Consider the following 21,217-nt stretch of genomic DNA (forward strand, 5'->3'; position numbering starts at 1 on the left):
AATAGTTAAAATATGACTTTTTCTTAAGTTTTCACTCTTCCATATCCTACATCAATTTATAACAAACAAATGTTTATTTTTTAGTAGAGATCTCTAATTACGTCAAAATGATCCTTGGTCGCATGAATAGCTGGATCATTTCCAATAACAACGGTTCTAGCCTCTTTTAGACTTGTGTTTAGAGCATTGTATAAACTTTTAAGATCATCTAATTGACAATTAATAATTTCCTTCTTAAGTTGACGTAAATCTTCCCAATCACGTCCAGATAAAGCGAGAGCTAAAGCAGAGTATGCGCGGTCTATCGGTGACTTTGGTGCTTCTAATTGTGAAATTGTTCCAATAATATCCTTCAATAAAGCTTCTTGCGAGAGGTTCAAATTAGCTACATAATCGGGAGTTGCTTTATAAATAGCTAAGGTTCTTTCAATATTAGGATCTCGGTATGAATAAAATCCAATTTGACCAAATCGATTATCTTGGAATCCTGCCCCGTAGGCGCCTCCCTTAACACGTACCTCATTCCATAAATATCCATAATTAAGCTCATTAGCTAATACATGATTGGCTCCTGTAAAGTCATTCGAATCAGGAGTTTTAGAGGCTAAAGCGACATAATTCACATCTTGAGCAGTGACAAAAGCTTCGTTTAATGACTCCCCGCAAGGATAATTAACAGCAGTAGCTAACTCCAATGATTTAATTTCTTGTAATGACTTTTCAATTTGTCCTTCAATATCTTCTTGATCCGAAGCTGGCCCTAGGAAAAGATATGAAAAGCGCTTTTTATTCAGTAGTTGCAAGTATACATCCTGAAGCCGTTCAATAACCTTTCGCCACTCTTTACCCTCAAGCTGAATCTTTAGATTCTTTAAATAATTATAATAATCAATTCCAGCTATGGCTTCTTGCAATTTTTTTACAGGATGAAATTGACTCAGTGCTCGGTTTAAGGCCAGAGCGTTCGCTTGATAATTGATCGTCATTTGGAAACGCGAAATAGATTGATTAATTACTTTGAGAAGCTGATTTTTATCTTCAATCACACTAGTCAACATTACTTCACTCATTAAATCGATCAAATATTGGCGATAAATCTTAAGCCCTTTCGCTTGTAAAGTAAAATAAGGCAGTGGACGACCGTTTTCATCTTGATAAACTCGTAATCCAGCACTAATACCTCCCGTATAAATATCAATCTGTTTACGTAGTTCTGAAGTTGAATATTTCTTAGTTGATAATTGAGTCATCAAACTCGCTAAGAATGACAAGTCACTATAAAAGTCCCAGTCTAAATCTGATAAGTCCCAAAAATATGTAAGATAATCAATCCCCGCCGTATATAGATCTACCTGATAACTTGACTGGCCAAAAGCAATCGAACTCTTTTTTAAGGGTGTTTCTTGAACGCTGGTAGATAAGTCCTCTTTAGTCAATGTTGGAATTTTTAATAGATCCTCTGGCTTGTCAGGGCTTGCTTGCCGTTCAATTAAGGACTGAGTATTTGCCACAAGTTCTTGAATCTGATCTTTGGTGAGCGAAGCCTTATAGTCTTGTAATTTTTGAAAAACTTCTTCTTCTTCACGATCACTTTTACCTGGATTCGCATTCAAAATAACTTCAACTCGGTGTGAATTGTTTAAAAATTTTTCCTGAATAAATGCTTCAAGATAACCTTCTTTAGCTCTTTGACGAATTTCTTCTAAGAGTAGACTCGATTCAAAAACACTATAAGGCGATTGACCATATAACCAAGTTTGGTAACTTGAAATGGCATAAATTACTCCTCTTGGATTAGACTCGGAAATAGCTCTTTCTTTAATAAAGAAGTCAAAGCGGTTTAAAGCTGCCTCAATCAACTCAGGATCAATTTTTTGAATCACTAAATCAGATAAAACTTTATAAACTAATTCTTTAAAGGCAGGCATATTTTCGGCTTCCGCATATTTTCCTGTTACAGAGAATGATTGAACATAACCAGAAAAATCTAGCCCCCCTATCACATCACCTACTAATCCGGAATCTAATAAGGCTTTTTTCAATGGGGCCTCTTGATTGCCTAAAAGAATTTGTTCCAAGACTTCCAAGGTCGCCAATTCTATAACATCCTCAGCTTGACTAACATGCCAAGCTAAGGAAAGATAATCTTTATTTTGTGGATCATCTTTCCCAGCGATTGAATAATCACTAACCACTTCTTTGACCGATTGATCAGCCAGTTTAATTCGTAAATCAACCTTTTCTGACTGTTTTTCATAACGATCAAAATATTCCCCAAGCAAGTCAAAGCTTTGCTCTAAATTTAAATCTCCATATAACATTGTTAATGAATTACTTGGATGATAATAATTTTTATGAAAATCAACAAATTCTTCTTGCGTTAAACTAGGAATCGCTGCTGGAGTCCCGCCAGACTCAAAAGCATAAATTGTATTAGGATATAATGCTTGATTAATCTTACGATTTAATTGCTGTTCAGCTGAAGCCAAAGCTCCTTTCATTTCATTGAAGACAACCCCTTTATAAATCAAATTGTCTTCTGCTGATTCTAAATGATAATGCCAACCTTCTTGAGCCAATACCTGAGGATCTGTTCGGAAATTTGGTTCAAATACCGCATCTAAATAAACAGACATTAAATTCTTAAAATCCGCTTCATTCGTTGAAGCAACTGGATAGATTGTTTTATCGTCAAAGGTCATGGCATTTACAAAAGTATTCAACGATCCCTTGATTAATTCAACAAATGGCTCTTTACTTGGATATTTAACCGATCCATTCAGCACTGAATGTTCAATAATATGACAGATTCCATTATCCGAATAAGGTGGTGTCTTAAACCCAATGGTAAACGCTTTATTAGGATCATCATTCTTTATATAAAATACTTGAGCACCTGTTTCTTGATGCTCATATAGATAGCCTTGACAATCAAGATCTATCAAATAATGTTGGTCGATTAAACTAAAAGTCATACTCTGCCTCCCAAAACTTTAATTAATTATGCCCTCTATTATCTCATAAGTCATCGACTATTTATAGTGAAATCCCTTTAAAGACATGTTAAACTAATTAAAAAGGAGGATAAACATGCTGAATATTTTTATCACGACAGCCTCAATGATGCTTTTAAGTTATATCATCCCTGGTGTTTCCGTCTCAACTGCTTGGGCTGCTTTAGGATTTTCAATCTGGTTGGCAATTTTTAATGCAACCATTGGACGTCTTTTAAAATTTATTGGCTGTGCGATTAACTTTTTAAGTCTTGGACTCTTTAATCTGATTATCAATACATGGATGATCACATTAGCTGATCGTATGATTGAAGGGATTGAAATTAAATCCTTTTTTACTGCCATTCTATTAGGCATCGCACTAAGCTTAATCGCTACCTATTTCTCTAATAAAGAAGCTCGTGAAAACTAAAAAAGGCCAACCTGTGTATAGTGAAAGACCTCAAAGAAGCGGAGTTTTACTTCCAACTTTTTCAAGTCACATCACACTAACACCAGGTGGCCTATTTTTTATTTGACTTTGGCGACAATAAGTTGATTAATATCTGTAATATTTTTTTGGCTGGTGACCACGGTCACCAGATCCCCAACTTGAATTACATCGTTTCCATCAGGAATAATATGTTCACCTTGACGATAAATCCCCGTCACTAAAGTGCCAGATAAAAAGTTTAACGTTTTTAAATCAGCTGCAGTGATCTCACTTTCATTTAAAACCTCAAATTCCAAAGCCTCCATTAGTCCATCTGCTAATTGATAAAAATTCACTAAAGAGGAGTTTTGACTAGCTTTAAGAGAGCGTACCAATCGAATGATCTTATCAGCCACAATTTTTTTAGGAGTAATAATAGTATCTAAACCCAAATCATTAAATGGCTTGAGAAGATAAGGACGATCAATCTTAGTAATAACCTTTCGCATATTATGAGCCTTTGCATAAAGTGACACGATCATATTTTCTTCGTCATTTGAATTTAAAACGACAACCGCATCATAATCATCCATCCCCTCCTCATCCAATATTCGTTGGTCAGTCCCATCGGCATGAATAAACTCAAACTGAGGAAAGGCTAAGGCTAGCTCATGGCAGAGATGATAATTTTTTTCAATAACTTTAACTTGTTTTTTTCGAAGCCCTTTAGAAAAACGCTCTAAAAGATAATAGGTCATCTGCCCTCCTCCCACAATAAATATCCGGTTAGCGGAACGCCTTTGACCACCAAGAGAATTATACAAGCGCCTTAAATTTTCTTTAGTTGCCGTAACATAAACAATATCGCCCGATTGTACTCGGAAAGAACCATTAGGTATGGTAATTTTTCCCTTGCGATCCACCGCGCAAACAATTACCCGCAAATTTAATTCAGACCGCAACTCGTCCAATTTTTTACCATCAATTAAGCTACCAGCTTGAACTGTGACACTCACAATTTGAAGTTTCCCATCAGCAAACTCATCAATCGAATTTGCTGCTGGAAATGTTAGAATCTGATCGATTAACTTCACTGCATCCATTTCAGGATTAATCAATCGAGTCAACCCAATAGCTGATTTCATGAAATGAATGTCTTCTAGATATTCAGGATTACGAACTCGACTAAAGACATAAGGAACTCCCTTATTTTCAGCAATAATTGAAGAGATAATATTGGCTTCATCGGATGAGGTCACCGCCACAAATAAATCTGCCGTCTCGACTCCGGCTTCCTCTAGAGTCTTCATGGAGGTTGCAGAACCGACAATTCCTTGAATATCATAATGCGAGTACAAATCATCAACTATGGACTCATCCTTATCAATTAAAACAATATTAGTTTTCTCCCACAAAGCTTCACAAACGGCACTTCCCACTTGTCCAGCACCACAGATTATAATTTTCATAACAAACTCCTTATCTCTTCTTCCAAATGGATGTGTTGATCAATATTAATACAGGGAAAATCTCTAGACGTCCAATAATCATTAATATAGTCATCACTATTTTTGAAAAATCATTAAAGTCACTAAAATTCATCCGTGGCCCAACCCCAGCAAGCCCCGGTCCAATATTATTTAGAGTGGCTGAAACAGCCGAGAAATCCGTTAAAAAGTCGCCTCGATCAAGAGAAAGTAAAAGCAATCCAGTGATAAAAATAAGCACATAAGTTCCTAAATAAATAAAGGTTTGTTTAATAAAGGCTTCTGAAATTGGATTTCGATCAATCGTTAATGGAAACACACGACGGGGTTGAATGGCTAACTTGATTTCCCGCTTAATTGTTTTTAAATAAACAAGAATACGAGAGATTTTTATACCACCTGCAGTAGACCCCGCCATCGATCCGGTAAACATTAATAACATAATAATCAGTTTACTGAATAAGGGCCACTGATCAAAATCAGCGGTTGCATAGCCGGTAGTTGATACAATCGTCGTCACTGTAAAAAGACTATCTCTAAATAACGGTTCTACTTGATTATAGTTCGTTGAAATATTGATCATAATGAGTACTAAACTGACCAAAACAAAACCTAGATATAGTCGTAATTCCTCATTCTTAAAGATTGTTTTAATTTGTTTATTCAGTAAAAAATAATACAAATTAAAGTTTACTCCAAATAATAGCATAGCAATCGATAAAATATACTCTACAGCCGGATTATTAAAATGCGCAACACTTAAAGCTTTATTTGAAAATCCTCCTGTCCCAGCCGCACCAAAAGCGTGGATCATTGCATCAAATAAATTCAAACCTGACAACCATAATAAAATTATGAAAATTAATGTCATAACTAAATAAATTCGATAATTAATTCGTGCAGTATTCTTATTTTTTGCTACTAATTTTCCAAATTGTGGTCCAGGTACCTCTGCCTTCATAATATTTACTGATCCTTCTCCTTGTTGAGGAGCAAAGGCAAAAGCAAATACTAAAATTCCCATCCCACCAATCAAATGAGAGAATGACCTCCAAAATAGCATCGACTGACTAAGTTCTTCAACGTTTTCCAAAATCGATGATCCAGTAGTTGTAAAACCCGAAGCCATCTCAAAGCAAGCATCAACGAGTGAAGGGATTTGTCCAGAAAAAACAAAAGGTAATGCGCCAAAAAAAGACAATGCAAACCAAGATAAAGAAGTGATGGCCAACCCTTCTTTTAACGTGTAACCATTCTTTTTAGGCTTTAATTGATACGATAAAAAAGATACAAAGATTAATATTATAATCGTTATTAAAAAAGCCTGTAGATTAAGCCAGTTTTCACGATAAATAACAGCAACAATCATTGGTAAAATTAATAGTAGTGCTTCAATGAAGCATAACTTACCAATGAAACTGAAAACTAATTTTTTATTCATAATTTCTCCTTCATGTCATCAGTAGCTATAGTCTATCACTTTCTCAAGATATTTGAAATCCATCAGTCAGTTTTATAGATTTTATAAAAAATCCATTAATTATGAAAGTTCTATGAAAATTAAATTATTTTAATCATCTTTCCCATTCTTCTATCAATAAATGGTACAATATTCTTGATAATATTTTTAAAGGAGGAATTCATAATGAATTTCAAAAAGATGTTAACAGCAGGTTTAAGTGCTTGTTTAGGCCTAGCAATGGCAATAACACCACTTACTCATGCACAGGATGCAACTACGGTTAAAGAACTGACCGTTCAATTCGTTCCTTCTCGAGATCCAGAAGAAATTATGACCGAAACAGAACCTCTTAAAAATCTTCTTAAAGATGAACTAGCAAAATTAGGTTTTAATGTTGAAAATATTGACATCTCAGTTGGAACGAGTTATGAAGCAACCGGAGAAGCCTTAGCAGCTGGTACCGTTGATATCGGTTTTATTCCTGGTGGAACCTATGTTCTTTATGATGATGGTGCAGACGTAATTTTAACGGCGACTAGAGAAGGATTGTCTAATGATTCTGAAAACGCCAAAGACTGGAATGATAATAAGCCAACTGAAAAATCAAGTGAACAAGTAACCTACTATCGTGGCCTCTTCCTTGCTGGACCTTCTGAAAAAGGTCGTGCCTTAGCTGAAAAGGTTAATAATGGTGAAGCTTTAACTTGGGATGATTTAAACAATGTAAATTGGTCTGTGATGGGTACTTCTTCACCAGCAGGATATATCTACCCTTCCCTATATCTATCGAAAAACTATGACGGTAAGACAATTGCCGACCTTAATTCAGCTGTTCAATCCGATTCATACGCTTCCGCATTTAGCCGTTTAGCTACTGGTCAAGTCGATGTCTTATTAACCTATGCTGATGCACGGATGGATTATGAAGACCAATGGCAAAAAGAATTTGGCGGAAAAAATGATATTTGGACCGATGTTGATGTTATCGCGGTAACAGACGGTATGATGAACGATACGATTTCGGTTTCTAAGAATTCTGATCACTTGACACCTGAATTAATTGAAGCTATTCAAGAAGCGATGATTAATATTAGTAAAACAGAAGAAGGTCAAAAAGTCATCGCAGTCTATTCTCACCAAGGATACTCGAAAGCAAAATCTGAGGACTACGATACAGAAAGACAAGCTCAAAAGTTCCTACGTGACATGAAATAATTTATTAGCTAGTCTTGACAGAGACCTTAGAATGAATCATATTATGATACATCTAAGGTCTTTTTTAATACCTATTTGAAGGAGGAAATTTGATTGATCGAATTTACAAATGTGGATAAAGTCTATCCAGGTGGATATAAGGCTTTGAGTAATATTAACTTAACTATCGAAGATGGGGAATTTGTCGCAATCATCGGTCGTTCAGGTGCTGGAAAGTCGACTTTTATACGTACTATTAATAAAATGCATGATATCAGTCAGGGACAGCTAAAAGTTAATGGGGTTGATGTTAGTCAACTAAAAGGCCGTGAATTAAGAGCTTTTCGGCGAAATATTGGAATGATTTTTCAACATTTTAACCTAGTTGATAGAATCTCTGCCCTAAATAATGTACTAACTTCTTTTGTTCCTGATCTAAATCCTGCTCAAATAATATTTGGACTCTATACTGAAGAAATGAAACTCCGTTCACTGGAAGCACTTGATTCAGTGGATATTCTAGATAAAGCTTTTACAAGAACAGACCAGTTATCTGGTGGTCAAAAGCAACGTGTTGCCTTAGCGCGAACGATCGTTCAACATCCTCAAATTATATTAGCCGATGAACCCATCGCCTCTTTAGATCCAGTTACCGCAAAACAAGTCATGACCTATTTTAAAGACTTAAACAAGAAGCAAAATATGACCATCCTTTTAAACATCCACGATGTTGAAATGGGACTTGCATATGCTAGTAAAGTTCTTGGTATCAAAGATGGACAAGTTGTCTTTTATGATGACCCACAAAAGGTTACTCCACAAGTTTTAAATGAGATCTATGAAAATAATCCGATAGATCAAGATTTGGCTTAGGAGGTAGAAAAATGACCTTATACGATAAAATATTCAAGCCAAAAAACTATCAATTATCCAATGGTAAAATGATTCAAGAAAAAAAGAGTCGAACGCCTCTATATTTATTATTAACAATTATCATCTTAATCATTGCATTAAAAGTCACTGAATTTTCCTTAGAGACCATCCTCTCCAAAGGGAAAAATGCCATAGTTATGCTTGAAGCCATGTTTCATCCTGATTGGGATTACCTTCCCAAAGTTATAGAACCACTTTTCGACACCCTGAAGATGTCATTTTTTGGTTCTTTCATCGGTTCTCTTCTTGCCTTACCCGCCGCCTTCTTAGCAGCTAACAACATGATAAAAGTCCCTTTGATAAATTGGTTAATAAAACTTCTTTTTACCTTGATTCGTACCATTCCAACTCTTGTATCTGCATTAATTGCTACCTACATTTTTGGTTTGGGGACTCTCGCCGGAACGGTCGCAATTTTCCTTTTTTCATTCTCATATATCGGTAAAATCATGTATGAAGAAATTGAAACCGTTAATATGGGAGCCCATGAAGCGATGATATCAATGGGATTTTCAGAATCATCGGCCTTTTTAAAAGGAATTATCCCATTGATCATGCCAACTTATATCTCCACATCGCTCTTCAATTTCGAAGGAAACGTCCGTTATGCTTCAATTTTAGGCTATGTGGGCGCCGGGGGGTTAGGTTTACTGATTAATGAAAATATAGGTTGGCGAGATTATGAGCGCGTTGGAACTATTTTATTTTCCTTATTAATCACCGTCTTTATTATTGAACAAATTAGCCGGTACTGTCGGCATAAATTAAGTTAGGAGGTATATTATGGCTCAAAAGTTTACAGAAGTATTAAAGAATGAGCCGAATTTTCGTCTCATCCAAAGCTGTTTAACTCTGATCGTGGTCATCCTCTTGATCTGGTCCTCATCAGTCGTTGATTTTTCGAATTACAGCCAAAACGGTTGGCAAGTGGCCTTAAATATTATCAAAGGAATATTTACACCTAGCCTTGATATGTTAGCTGATTTTTCAACCAAGGGTATTTGGTTTCTGCTTTTTGAAACCATCTGTATTGCAATAATTGGAACACTTATCGGTGGAATTTTATCACTACCTTTAGCCTTTTTTGCAGCACCAAATATCGTCCCTCGATGGTTAGCTTTTATTGTCAATTTTTTAATCATGATGATCCGTACCATCCCTGCAATTGTCTATGGACTGATGTTTATCCGAGTTACAGGACCAGGCCCATTTGCTGGTGTTCTTACAATGACCTTTACCTCGATCGGAATGTTAACGAAACTTTTTTCAGAAAGCATTATGAATATAGATCGATCTGTGATTGAAGCTTTTACTGCAATGGGTGCTAATACCTGGGAAAAAATCCGATTTGGTATTGCTCCACAATTATCTGCTTCGTTTTTATCGACTTTAATTTATCGATTTGATATGAATATTCGAGATGCAACAACACTCGGGTTAGTAGGTGCAGGAGGGATAGGGGCACCGCTGATGTTTGCAATTAACTCCTATCGATGGAATCAAGTTGGTGCCATATTGCTCTCCTTAATCTTATTAGTTATTCTTGTTGAATATGCTTCGACTCGTATTCGAAGCTATTTAGCATATGGGCATCGATAATAGTTTTCGCTTAAAATCAATTTTATAAAAATAGTGATAGGCTCTCTCTAATGTCGTTTTACTTGTCTTAGTATCGACTTTAGGGGGAGCTTTTCATGTTAAGTATCATAAACCATTATCTACTTAACTATCTAATTGATAGAAATGTTCAACTCTTTAAATTTTTAATTTTTCCTAGTCAACTTAATCTCAACGTTTAAATTTTTCTAGTCCTTCCCCCTTTTCAAATCTTAAAGAATATGATACGATATTTTTGTTGTCAAATATTGGAGAGTTGGCCGAGTGGCTGAAGGCGGACGCCTCGAAAGCGTTTAAACGGTGTTGAGCCGTTTCGCGGGTTCAAATCCCGCACTCTCTTTTTTTATAAATTATTCAATCAATCAAATGAATCATAACATATAAAGAGTGTAATACCACTACTTCAATGGCACTTTATATATCATCAGTCTCAAATCAAACCATTCCCATACATTTTAATATGGGGATGGCTTTTTATATACTTTTCTATATCAAGCGTTATTTTTTATTTTCTAGTGCTATATGTCTAGCTTTAGGACTCTAGGTTAAACTTTTTTAGTTAAAAAAATAGACCGCATCAAATTGATGCGGTCTATCATTTATGGGTATTCGGATTTCATGGTGGAAAAGGGCTTATAAATCACCGTTCTCCAAATTCTTAATAAGTGTGGAAAAATCGACACCAAAGTTGTCTGTAATGTTATGATCATTCACTTCATACCAATTGAAATTATCGTGTAACATAGCTTTATTGAAAGCACTTGAATTAAATCGTGGCTTACGCTTTTTATGGAGCTTCTCATTGAAAAGGATTTTGGCTCGTAAGGCATCTCTACCCATTCGCTCTACCTGCCTAATAATGCTGTTAATTGACTCCGTATAAGCGTTAGTGAGCCTTTTATCAAAGTAGTTGAATATTTTTCGACATGCCAGTTGTCTACGGCTCTCACGAGGTCTTTATATGCATCTTTATAGTTACTGGACATACAACGGTGTCTCCATTGACTATAACGAAGACGACCTTCATCTGAATCAGGAGTATCCCATATTCAGTAAAACTCTTCTTTGAGTTCATAGGCTTCTTTTAAGGCAGGAAGATTACCTAACCAAGTCTCTAAGAGGAATGATTCACGTACATTTAGATCGTGTTTACGCTTTAGAAGGATAAACCTTTCACGCATAAGGGTACGTCTTTCTTTTTGGCTCATATGAGCTTTCAAAGACTTTCTGACGTTATCTAAGGCTTGATTAGCCATTCTAACTACATGAAACTTATCTACGACAACTTTAGCGTGTGGAAGGATAGTGTTCACTGCGTCTTTGTAGGGCTTCCACATATCCATTGTGACGTACTCAATATAAGTCCTGTCACTGATTTCTGAAAGACGTTGGATGACTGTTTCCTTGTCACGGTTTGGCTTGATGTCATAAATAGTCCTGCGTTCAATATTAGTCAATACAAGCCGAGGTCTACGGATAATATGTATCTCGTCTATCCCAAGCCACTTAGGAGTTTCAAACTGGTATTCACGTTCTTTGAGTGCCACATAGTCCTTAAAAACGTTCCTAATAGTTTTCTCGTCAACACCAACGCTTTCTGCGACTTCTACAAAGGTCTTAGACATGGATTGCTCTTGAATAGACTTTAAAAGCCTTTTGGTCATACTACGCTTTTCATCTACAGATACTAGGCGTTCCCAGAAGGTAGATCCGCATTCACGACACTTGTATCGTCTACGGTTCAATTGTAAGCCCACTCGCTTTAAACGAATGGGCAAATCCATAATTAGTTGATTTCTTGAACTGTGTTTGTACAACTTGTCAAAACCACATTCAGGACAACGTTCAGGTGGTCCGACTGATTCAACTTTAAACATCATATCGGTTTCATTTTCTTGTGGTGATTCTATTGTTTTAATGTCTGGTAGGGATAATAAGTCTGACATATTGTTCATCCTTTATTACTCTGCGGTGTTACTGTATCAAATATAGATTTGATGTCGAAATCATCAGTGTTAAATTATTTTTGTGACCACAAATGTACTTAGAAAATCCCTTAAAGCATTTATATAATGGGTGATCGCAAAATAGTGTATGAAATCCTTTTGTAGACTTTGCTAAACTACTGCACACTTTAGTACAGTATTAGCTGGTTCACTTGAATAGGGAATTGTAAAAAAAAGTTCCCTTAGCCTGCACAACAAGATAATTTCGAAACATTTTTATCGAACGTAAGTGCAGCTAATTTTAGCCCTTCAGCCATTGTTAAATATGGTGCTAGGGTTTCTGTTAAATCTTCTATCGTTAAGTTAAATTTAACAGCTAATGATGCTGCATAGATGACATCTCCTGCATTCTCAGATACAATATGAACCCCTAATACTTTTAGTGTTTCTGCATCTGCTACTAGTTTAAATACACCGGTTGTTTCATGGTTTACAATTGCTCTTGGAACAGCATCTAAAGGTAATACAGATGTCTTCACATCATACCCTTTCTCTTTTGCTTGTTCTTCTGTTAAACCAACCGTTGCAACCGTTGGATTCGTAAACGTAACAGCAGGAACTACCGATAAATCTATTTTTTTGTTTAACCCACCAATAGCATTATCAGTAATAATTCCACCTTCATAGGCTGCTACATATACAAATTGCGGTCCTAACGTCGCATCTCCTGCTGCATAAATCTTTTCATTACTTGTTTGACCAAAATCATTGATCAGGATTTCATTATTTTTTCCGGTTTCAACACCTGCCGCACTTAAATTTAAAGAATCGGTATTTGGTTTTCTTCCAGTGGCAACAAGTAACTGATCTGATTCAATAACTTCTTTACTGCCATTTACTGTTACGTAAACCTTTTTTATCTCTCCACTTTGTACAACACGCTCAAAAGTTGCCCCTTTGACAAGATTTATACCCTGTTCAATTAACGCTTTTTCAACTGACTCTGAAATCTCAGGATCATACTCCTTTAAAAGTCGCTCACTTCTTTGCATAAGCGTTATTTCTGAACCTAAATGATGAAATAGTTGTCCAAGCTCCATTCCAATGTATCCTGAACCAATTACAGTTAATCGTTTTGGTATTTTCTTTAACTCAAGAAGTGTTGTACTAGTTAAATAGTCCGTTTCTTCAAGTCCTGAAATTTGGGGCAATGAAGGAGATGCACCTGTTGCAATTAAAAAGCGTTTTGCAGATAACTTTGCCCCATTGACCTCAACCGTACTAGCATCAACGAATTTTGCTTCACCTTTAATTAAATCAAAATTATATTCATCAATTAAATCCACATATTTTTGATTCCGAAGTTCGCTCACCAATTTATCCTTTTGCGTGATTAAACTAGCTAAATCCACTTCTCCAGCGGATGTTTGTAAACCTATAAACGGGTTGTCTTTTGATAAATGATTGATTTCCCCTGCCCTAAGAAGAGTTTTTGACGGAACACAGCCAATATTCACACAGGTTCCCCCAACCGTTCCACGCTCAATCATTCCAACTTTTGCACCGTATTCTGTAGCTTTAATTGCCGAAGAAAAGGCAGCAGCACCAGAACCAATAATAAGAAGGTCATAATCGTCTTCATTAATTAACGCCACGTTTTCTAGTGATGATACTTCTTCAATTTCTCCGGCTTGGTAATTTGCTTCATCAATCGCCTTTATTGCACTTTCAACCTCAATATCATCGGGCAGTTCAAATACTGCTTCACCACGACGAAAATTAGACTCAATATTTTTAGCACCTATCTTTTCAAGTGCTGATTCAACGTGTTTTTCACAACCCGCACAGGTCATTCCTTGAATGTTTACCTTAAATTTATTCATAATAAAGCCCCTTTCGTTAATCTCTCATGTTAATGTTTCTATTATTGGACACGAATGTGATTGCTTTTCATCTGGACATCGTTGTTTTAAGTTGTCTAACATAGTTTCAATTCGTTTTAAATCCTCTATTTGTTTTTGAACTTCCATTTGTTTTTTAGAAACAAATTCGAACATATCTTGACAACGAACTTCATCTTTATCTACAACACTAAGTAATTTATAAATCTCGTTTAAAGAAAATCCAAGTTCCTGTATTCGTTTAATAAACCCAACACGCTTAACGTCATCATATGAATATATCCGATAACCAGCTTCCGTTCGGTGAGGTTCTTGTAGTAAATTTTTTCGCTCGTAATATCTAATCGTTTCTTTATTAACACCACATTTTTCTGCAAACTCACTAATGCGGTAAATCATCTTATTTCACCCCATGAATATTATAAACCGTGTACCATAGTACACGGTCAAGTAAATTGGACTATTTTATTTTTTTCCCAACGTATCACTCGTATGTGATTGATACTTTTATAATACTATTGATTGTCCTAACATTACACTAGAAAATCCGATTTAAACACCAGTTGTTTTTAAACTATTAAAAAAGTAATTCCAATATATATTCCGAAGACCCTCATTTATTAACTATAAACTTTACAAGCTAAATTATTATCTAAAAGTCCAATAATTTGTCTGAAATATTTGAAGACTCTTTTTATGAAACCTTATACTATCAACAGCTTTAAGTAACATTTAACTATATTAATAAGTGATTATGGAGATGAGGGGAGTCGAACCCCTGTCCAAATACCTCGCCATCAAGGAATCTACGCCAATAGATTAGTCAATTTAATTTTGCTTACACATAGCCGACTAACAGGCCTCTGTGCTTGCGAGTCTGATTATCTCTTCAATGACTTGCAGACGGAAAGTCATTGCGTATCCCACTAATTTGAGACCAGTAACTAATACATGGGCGATACTAGGCTGATCTTAGCTCGCTGTTTTTAGGCAGCTAAAGCTAAATTATTTTCGTTGTTTGCAGTTATATTTAACTGTAGCGTTGTTGTGGTAGTCGCTGCCTACCTGACGCATCCAAGATTCGAACAATACCTGTCGAAACCATGACACCCCCGAATATAGTTTTATTGTATAAAAGAAAACGATCCTTGTCAACTTATTGTCCTTGACCCATTTTATATGATCTGCTTAACTGCACGCATCAATAGTGGCATCACAAAGGCTGAAAAAATAGCCTCTGGAATTCCATTGACCAAAATAATCCCCATTAAAACAGACCATAAATTAGCCATTGAAGCGCCCTGGATTTGTAGATAGTCTTGCCGTTTGAATACAACGATTGCTGATAAAACCAAAATAGTATTTAATAAGGCACCTGCTAATCCCATTAGTCGATAATAATTTGCTTGAGTTAATCGATTCTTTATAGCGCTGGAAATGGCCATCAAACAAACAGGCATTAAAAAACGAGGCAAAACTGAAACCAGAGGCGATGAAAATATATAAATATACATCGGAGAACTTGGAATAGTATATGCACGAATTAAACTGTTAAGTCCCCAAAAGAAACCAATAAAAGCTCCCGTTTTTCCCCCCATCACCAAACTAGCTAAAATTACCGTTACATGTATAATCGTAATATTTAAGGGGGGAATGGCAATATATCCTAAAAAGGGGATCCACGTTTGAATAAGAATAATAGCCATAAATATACTAATAAGCGTTATCTTTTTTACTGAAAAATTATTTCTAGACTTGAAATATCGCATACTATCACCTTTAATCTATTCAAAAATTTTACCATCTTTTAAAAATTGGTAAGCAGGCTCATTCCTTGTCTTATCATATACAATATGTAAATCATATTCTTTAAAATACCAAGCATCCTGCTCCTCTATGAAGAAAGAAATGCCGTTATCTGCTCGAAAAAAGGCGATTGGTGAATCAGCTTCAGCAGATTCAATACCAATACCAATTCCTGGATCGATCGGGCTAGAAGAATAAATTTTAGTTTTTATACGAATGCCCCAATCTGGTCTCATTCCCACTTCATCCTTAAACCACTCTGCCGCTAAATTATCAACCGTTAATTTCATATGTTTGTGGAATACCACATACCCTCCTTATTAATCGACTAAGTCATGCTGAAAAGCATAAATCGTTGCTTGAGTTCGATCATCAACTTGTAATTTGGCTAGAATATTCGATACGTGTGTCTTAACTGTCTTTAAACTAATAAATAAAGTATCCGCAATTGCTTGGTTAGTATAGCCTTTAGCAATTAACTGGAGTACTTCTATCTCCCGTTTCGTTAATTCATCATGAAGTCCCCCTTGTTTTTGTTGGTCTTCCTGATGGAGGATTTTTTGAGTAACCTCTTCCTGCATAAAGGATTCACCAGAAGCCGTCATTCGAATAGCCTGAACAATTTCTTCAGCTGATGAAGTCTTAAGAATATATGACTTAGCCCCAGCTTCTAAGGCAGGATACACTTTTTCATCATCTAAAAAAGATGTCAGTATAATAATTCGTGCCTCAGGCCAAACTTGGATGATCTTTTGGCTCGCTTCTATACCATCCATCACATCCATCACTAAATCCATTAGAATAATATCTGGTCGAAATTTCAATGCCTGATCATAAGCTTGTAAGCCGTTTTCTGCCTCTGCCACAACTTCAATATCATTTTGAATTTTTAAAAAACTTGAGATACCCAATCGTACCATTTCGTGATCATCAACAATTAATACTCTTATCAATCGTGCCCCTCCTTTTAAGCTGGATGATTAAAAAGCGGTTTATAGGGAACGGTCACGGTTAAGATGGTTCCCTGACCGGGGGAGGAGATAATGTTACTTCTCCCCCCCATCCCCTTAGCTCTTTCTTCAATATTACTCAAGCCATAAGATCCTAATTTAGCTTTCTCCTTTAAGTCAAAACCTTTCCCATCATCGACAATTCGAATCGAAACCGTATCACGACTGGCTGATAAATAAACATCTAACTTCTTAGCCTTGGCATGCCGCATCGTATTTGAGATACCTTCTTGTACAATTCGAAATAAATGATCTTCCATTCCTGTCTCTATCTCGGGATCATCTAGATTCCAAGTAATTTCAAGCGCCACTTTATGCTGTAATTCTCGTAATAATTGCTCAATTCCTTGCTTTAAGGATTTGCCTTGAAGGTCAATAGGCCTTAGATGAAGAAGTAGGGCTCGCATCTCTGTCTGTGCATCATTAATGACTTCATTCACCTTTTTTAATTGATCATCAACCGGTGAAGGTAAGCTTCCCTGTGTGGAGTAATTAATTGCGGATAAGAGCATCATAGCTGCGAATAATTCTTGAGAAACCGAATCGTGTAACTCTCTAGCAATTCGACTTCTTTCTGATTCAATCACTTCTTCTTTGGTCTTTTCACCCAAAAAAACAGGTGCTGAAGTAAACTCTTGCAAGTCAGACGTGAGATGAATCAGTCTTTGGCGAAGATGATCAATATCAGAAGCCAATAATTGCTCATTATCATACCAAGAAGTTGTGACCAACTTAGAATCAAAAATTGTATGGTGATATTTTCCCAATAATAACCAATTAATCTTTGCACGCACCTCTTCAAAAACACTAGATAAATGGACTGCTATATAAAAACTAAAAACTAAATTCAAGGCAACGATAATTGCTAGGATCCATATAAATAGGCGAACATTCCATATTTCATTTTGGTAAAGAAAACTAATCGAAAAGTAAGGTAGAAAATAATGTGCACAAGCAAGAAGAATACCTAAAACAAATAAATTCATCAAACATTGACCCAGAAAAAGCCGGAAAAACAATCTGAAATTCATAAGATAATCACCTCAACATCCCCAAAGACGCTTGAAACAATTAACTTAATTTTCCGCTTAGCCTGTATATAATCAGGACTTTGCCAGCGAAAATTCTCCAGGGCCAGTGTATAACTTTGCGATTCAAAAATCACTTTACCCGATATTAAAGAAATATTAAGACTTAAACCAATGTCCCTAGGTATTATTAAGCGAAGGCGACCGTACATTTTTCGTACCATTACAATATATTCACCCTCTGGAAAAAGGCTATTTCCTAGATCAACAATCGTATTGCCACCAAAGTAAATCAGATTAATATCATCCCATTCAATGATTGACCGATCTGCTGATTTTTGTTCCCACACAGCATTTTTATCTAATATCGATCGTTGAGAAGATTGTGGTTGCACTAATTGAATTCCATGATATTCTCCTAATTTATCATGATTAGGAAGCAACCAATTATCACTTAAATTAATTAACTGATTTACTTGATCATCTTGAAAAACTAAAAAAGTTAATAGTAATGTGACGATGAACAACCAAAAAGACCGAGTCAAAGCTAATGATACCAACACCATTACCAAAGCAGGAAACAAGACTATCTTTCTTAAGGTGGTGTTTTTTATAAACAGACTAAGATAGGATAGAGCCATCCCAGTCGTAAATAAAAGTAAAAAACGAAAATCTAGCACTAATTCCAAAGCGATAAAAGCAATCGTTAATACTAAAATATAAAGAATACGATAACGCCATTTTTTCAAAGACTCCACCCCTTCCCTCTTATTTAAAGCCTATTATCGCATATTTGAAGCCATTCGCCAATATAAAAAGCCAATCTCAGACGAGCTATTAGTGAAAACAACCGCTGGATTGGCCAAAAATTATTTACTTTTTTCAACTTTTAAGATTTCAACATCAAAAGCACCGCCTGGTGTTTCAATGGTGACTGTCTCACCCACTTTTTTGCCAATAAGAGCTTGGGCCATTGGAGAGTCATTTGAAATCTTGAAAGACATTGGATCAGCTTCTGCAGACCCTACAATTGTATACGCTTCTTCATCTCCATCAGGTAATTCTTTAAAGGTTACCTTCCGCCCTAAAGTGACTTCGTCATCGGCATAATCTTGATCATTGATAATTTCTGCGAAGCGAATCATATTCTCTAATGTTGAAATCCTACCCTCCACAAAAGCTTGTTCATCCTTAGCAGATTCATACTCAGAGTTTTCAGATAAATCGCCAAAAGACCGTGCAATCTTAATACGTTCGATAATTTCTGCACGTTTATTAACTTTTAAATCTTCTAACTCTTGCTCTAACTTTTCTTTACCTTCTTGTGTCATTGGAAATGTTTTTTCTACCATTATTTTACTCCTTTTTATTTTAAAATAGATTCTATCTTTGTAATTAACAAATCAACTGCGACATGATTCAGCCCACCCTCGGGTATAATGACGTCAGCATAGCGTTTAGTCGGCTCAACAAATTGATGATGCATCGGTTTCACAACATCAATATATTGAGTTAACACTGATTCAACCGATCGACCTCTTTGAATGACATCACGCTGAATACGTCTTGCTAAACGTATGTCATCTTCAGTATCAACATAAACCTTTATATCACATAAATCACGAATGGAAGGTTCTTGAAAAATTAAGATTCCTTCTAAGATTAAAACTTGACGAGGTGGTTCAAAATGAACTTCTTTGGACCGGGTATGATTTACATAATCATACACTGGGACTTCAATGCTATGTCCTTTCAAAAAATCCTGAATATGTTGATAATACAAGTCATTATCAAAGGCTAAAGGATGATCATAATTCGTCTTAAGACGCTCCTCAAAGGTTAAGTGACTTTGATCCTTATAATAATTATCCTGAGCCAGAATAAGAACAGAATTTTGTGTGAATTCTTCTAAAATTCTTCGAGACACACTGGATTTACCTGATCCAGAACCTCCCGTTACCCCAATTACGATTGGTTTGCCAGTCATAAGCTTACAATCCTTTCTTTAATCTTGGCACATAAAATAAAGCAATCATCCCCTTAGGGATGATTACTTCACTTGAAAATCGCTTTCAAATCTATATCATAGAAAATACCACACTCGATGATTAAATGCAAGTCAATTTTTATAATAATCTTTAAAGATTTATTCAGAAGAACGGGAAGTTTCCTGCTCTTTATTTGATGATTCCTCAAACAAAGGTTGAACATATTCTTTAACTAAAGCATCATGCTCTTCTTGACTCTGTGAATAATAAATCTTACCTGTTTTTAAATCTGCCACAAAATAATAGTAATTATTTGAACTTGGATAAATGCAAGCTTTAATCGCTGATAAACTTGGATTATTAATCGGACCAGGCGGTAAAGCTGAAGCTTTATAGGTATTGTATGGTGAGTCTACTTCCAAATCTTGATACGTTACTAATTCCTTATGCTCTCCTAAAGCGTACGAAACGGTAATATCAGATTGGAGTGGCATACCAGCATTGAGTCGGTTATAGAAGACCCCTGCGACTAATGCACGATCTTCGTCCGTTACTGCCTCACGTTCAACAATCGAAGCGAGGGTCAAAATTTGATGGTAAGAGAAAGCTGTATTATTTAAATCTTCCAGCAATGACTGAAATTCTAAATTGGCCTTGGTAACCATTTGAGTAATTAAATCCTCCGCCGTTGAGCCGGATATATAATCGTAAGTTGCTGGATACAAATACCCTTCTAACGGATGCTTCAAATTTTCTATTTCCGTTAGTGGCTTCAAAAGTGACGGAAAGGAAACCGTGAGTTGATCGATCAAATTCTGATTATCAGCAGCTTTAATAAAATCCTCTGCACTAATCGGAGTATTTTCTTCAACCAACTTCGCAATTTCCTCCAGTTGCATCCCTTCAACTACCGTGAGTGTCGTATCGACATCTTCATAGATAGGTTTACCACCTTCCTCAAGTGTAGCTAAAAGTTCATTAGCTCCCATCTGTTTTGAAAATTCATAGGTGCCCGCTTGAAAATTATGTGACCCTTTAAATTTCATATAAAGTGAAAAAATTTTACTCGATGAAGTTAGCCCCTTATCCTCTAAGATCTGTGCGATATCCGATGAAGTCGATCCCATAGGGATCGTCACCTCAAGCTTTGAGCTATCTTTAACATCTGACGGACTTAAAGCTCCATCAATTTTAATATATGCAAAAATTGTCACTAACAAACCGACTACAAGCAATCCTAACATAAAAACATGGATAATGCGATTAGTCCATAATGTTTCTTTGACATGGATTGTTTCATTTCGTTTTGCTTCTGCTTGAATTTTTTCCCAATTAATTTTTGCCATAGAACCTCCTTAAAGATCTAAAAATTCGATCTAATTTGAATAAATAAGGCTGCGACTTGAAGGTCACAGCCTC

18 protein-coding genes, 1 tRNA gene, 1 other RNA gene and 1 pseudogene are annotated in these 21,217 nt (G+C 35.9%); 6 read left to right on the forward strand and 15 right to left on the reverse strand.

Features of this window, described 5'->3' with window-relative positions:
- Positions 1–80: 80 nt before the first annotated feature.
- Positions 81–2,975 carry an insulinase family protein gene (locus HMPREF2758_RS00560; RefSeq protein ID WP_070608499.1) on the reverse strand — a complete coding sequence of 965 codons (2,895 nt, stop codon included), beginning with the start codon at positions 2,973–2,975 and terminating at the stop codon, positions 81–83.
- Positions 2,976–3,090: 115 nt separating this feature from the next.
- Here HMPREF2758_RS00560 and HMPREF2758_RS00565 point away from each other — a divergent pair, with 115 nt between their 5' ends.
- On the forward strand, positions 3,091–3,426 hold the full coding sequence (locus HMPREF2758_RS00565; RefSeq protein ID WP_070608503.1) for a phage holin family protein: 336 nt from the start codon (positions 3,091–3,093) through the stop codon (positions 3,424–3,426).
- Positions 3,427–3,524: 98 nt separating this feature from the next.
- On the opposite strand, the gene trkA is transcribed toward HMPREF2758_RS00565, so the two are convergent.
- Positions 3,525–4,895 carry a Trk system potassium transporter TrkA gene (trkA, locus tag HMPREF2758_RS00570; protein ID WP_070608505.1) on the reverse strand — a complete coding sequence of 457 codons (1,371 nt, stop codon included), beginning with the start codon at positions 4,893–4,895 and terminating at the stop codon, positions 3,525–3,527.
- 10 nt (positions 4,896–4,905) lie between these two features.
- On the reverse strand, positions 4,906–6,354 hold the full coding sequence (locus HMPREF2758_RS00575; protein WP_070608507.1) for a TrkH family potassium uptake protein: 1,449 nt from the start codon (positions 6,352–6,354) through the stop codon (positions 4,906–4,908).
- A 204-nt stretch (positions 6,355–6,558) separates the two neighbouring features.
- Here HMPREF2758_RS00575 and HMPREF2758_RS00580 point away from each other — a divergent pair, with 204 nt between their 5' ends.
- The 5 genes from HMPREF2758_RS00580 (at position 6,559) to HMPREF2758_RS00600 (ending at position 10,459) form a co-directional block, all read left to right on the forward strand.
- On the forward strand, positions 6,559–7,590 hold the full coding sequence (locus tag HMPREF2758_RS00580) for a phosphate/phosphite/phosphonate ABC transporter substrate-binding protein (RefSeq protein WP_006907435.1): 1,032 nt from the start codon (positions 6,559–6,561) through the stop codon (positions 7,588–7,590).
- A 93-nt stretch (positions 7,591–7,683) separates the two neighbouring features.
- On the forward strand, positions 7,684–8,442 hold the full coding sequence (gene phnC / locus HMPREF2758_RS00585) for a phosphonate ABC transporter ATP-binding protein (RefSeq protein ID WP_070608509.1): 759 nt from the start codon (positions 7,684–7,686) through the stop codon (positions 8,440–8,442).
- Between the two features lie 11 nt (positions 8,443–8,453).
- Positions 8,454–9,275, forward strand: coding sequence for a phosphonate ABC transporter, permease protein PhnE (phnE, locus tag HMPREF2758_RS00590; protein ID WP_070608511.1), 822 nt, complete (start codon positions 8,454–8,456; stop codon positions 9,273–9,275).
- Between the two features lie 10 nt (positions 9,276–9,285).
- Complete coding sequence (gene phnE / locus HMPREF2758_RS00595; protein WP_070608513.1) at positions 9,286–10,101, forward strand: phosphonate ABC transporter, permease protein PhnE; 816 nt, start codon at positions 9,286–9,288, stop codon at positions 10,099–10,101.
- Positions 10,102–10,369: 268 nt separating this feature from the next.
- A tRNA-Ser gene (locus HMPREF2758_RS00600) sits at positions 10,370–10,459 on the forward strand.
- Positions 10,460–10,752: 293 nt separating this feature from the next.
- Here the strand turns inward: HMPREF2758_RS00600 and HMPREF2758_RS00605 are convergent.
- The 12 genes and pseudogenes from HMPREF2758_RS00605 to mltG all read right to left on the reverse strand — a co-directional run bounded on the left by HMPREF2758_RS00605 (position 10,753) and on the right by mltG (position 21,144).
- Positions 10,753–12,065, reverse strand: a pseudogene (locus tag HMPREF2758_RS00605) (ISL3 family transposase).
- 242 nt (positions 12,066–12,307) lie between these two features.
- Positions 12,308–13,948, reverse strand: a complete 1,641-nt coding sequence (gene merA / locus HMPREF2758_RS00610) for a mercury(II) reductase (protein ID WP_006907428.1) — start codon at positions 13,946–13,948, stop codon at positions 12,308–12,310.
- A gap of 24 nt (positions 13,949–13,972) precedes the next feature.
- Entirely contained in the window at positions 13,973–14,365 is a 393-nt protein-coding gene (gene merR, locus HMPREF2758_RS00615; RefSeq protein WP_006907427.1) for an Hg(II)-responsive transcriptional regulator, read from the reverse strand.
- Positions 14,366–14,718: 353 nt separating this feature from the next.
- Positions 14,719–15,080: a transfer-messenger RNA gene (gene ssrA, locus HMPREF2758_RS00620) on the reverse strand.
- Positions 15,081–15,141: 61 nt separating this feature from the next.
- Positions 15,142–15,735, reverse strand: coding sequence for an ECF transporter S component (locus HMPREF2758_RS00625; RefSeq protein WP_070608515.1), 594 nt, complete (start codon positions 15,733–15,735; stop codon positions 15,142–15,144).
- Positions 15,736–15,750: 15 nt separating this feature from the next.
- Positions 15,751–16,080, reverse strand: a complete 330-nt coding sequence (locus HMPREF2758_RS00630) for a HesB/YadR/YfhF family protein (RefSeq protein WP_070608517.1) — start codon at positions 16,078–16,080, stop codon at positions 15,751–15,753.
- Positions 16,081–16,092: 12 nt separating this feature from the next.
- Positions 16,093–16,725: a response regulator transcription factor gene (locus tag HMPREF2758_RS00635; RefSeq protein ID WP_016647646.1), complete on the reverse strand. Its 633-nt coding sequence runs from the start codon at positions 16,723–16,725 to the stop codon at positions 16,093–16,095.
- Between the two features lie 14 nt (positions 16,726–16,739).
- Complete coding sequence (locus HMPREF2758_RS00640) at positions 16,740–17,813, reverse strand: sensor histidine kinase (protein ID WP_070608519.1); 1,074 nt, start codon at positions 17,811–17,813, stop codon at positions 16,740–16,742.
- Entirely contained in the window at positions 17,810–18,568 is a 759-nt protein-coding gene (gene liaF / locus HMPREF2758_RS00645) for a cell wall-active antibiotics response protein LiaF (protein ID WP_083304829.1), read from the reverse strand. Before liaF ends, HMPREF2758_RS00640 begins: the two co-directional genes overlap by 4 nt.
- 111 nt (positions 18,569–18,679) lie before the next feature.
- On the reverse strand, positions 18,680–19,162 hold the full coding sequence (greA, locus tag HMPREF2758_RS00650; protein ID WP_016647643.1) for a transcription elongation factor GreA: 483 nt from the start codon (positions 19,160–19,162) through the stop codon (positions 18,680–18,682).
- A 14-nt stretch (positions 19,163–19,176) separates the two neighbouring features.
- On the reverse strand, positions 19,177–19,797 hold the full coding sequence (udk, locus tag HMPREF2758_RS00655) for a uridine kinase (RefSeq protein WP_070608521.1): 621 nt from the start codon (positions 19,795–19,797) through the stop codon (positions 19,177–19,179).
- Between the two features lie 159 nt (positions 19,798–19,956).
- Positions 19,957–21,144 carry an endolytic transglycosylase MltG gene (gene mltG, locus HMPREF2758_RS00660; protein WP_070608523.1) on the reverse strand — a complete coding sequence of 396 codons (1,188 nt, stop codon included), beginning with the start codon at positions 21,142–21,144 and terminating at the stop codon, positions 19,957–19,959.
- Positions 21,145–21,217: the final 73 nt, after the last annotated feature.

Origin of the sequence: Facklamia sp. HMSC062C11 (assembly GCF_001810675.1) — a bacterium.
In the GTDB taxonomy this organism is placed as follows: domain Bacteria; phylum Bacillota; class Bacilli; order Lactobacillales; family Aerococcaceae; genus Facklamia; species Facklamia hominis.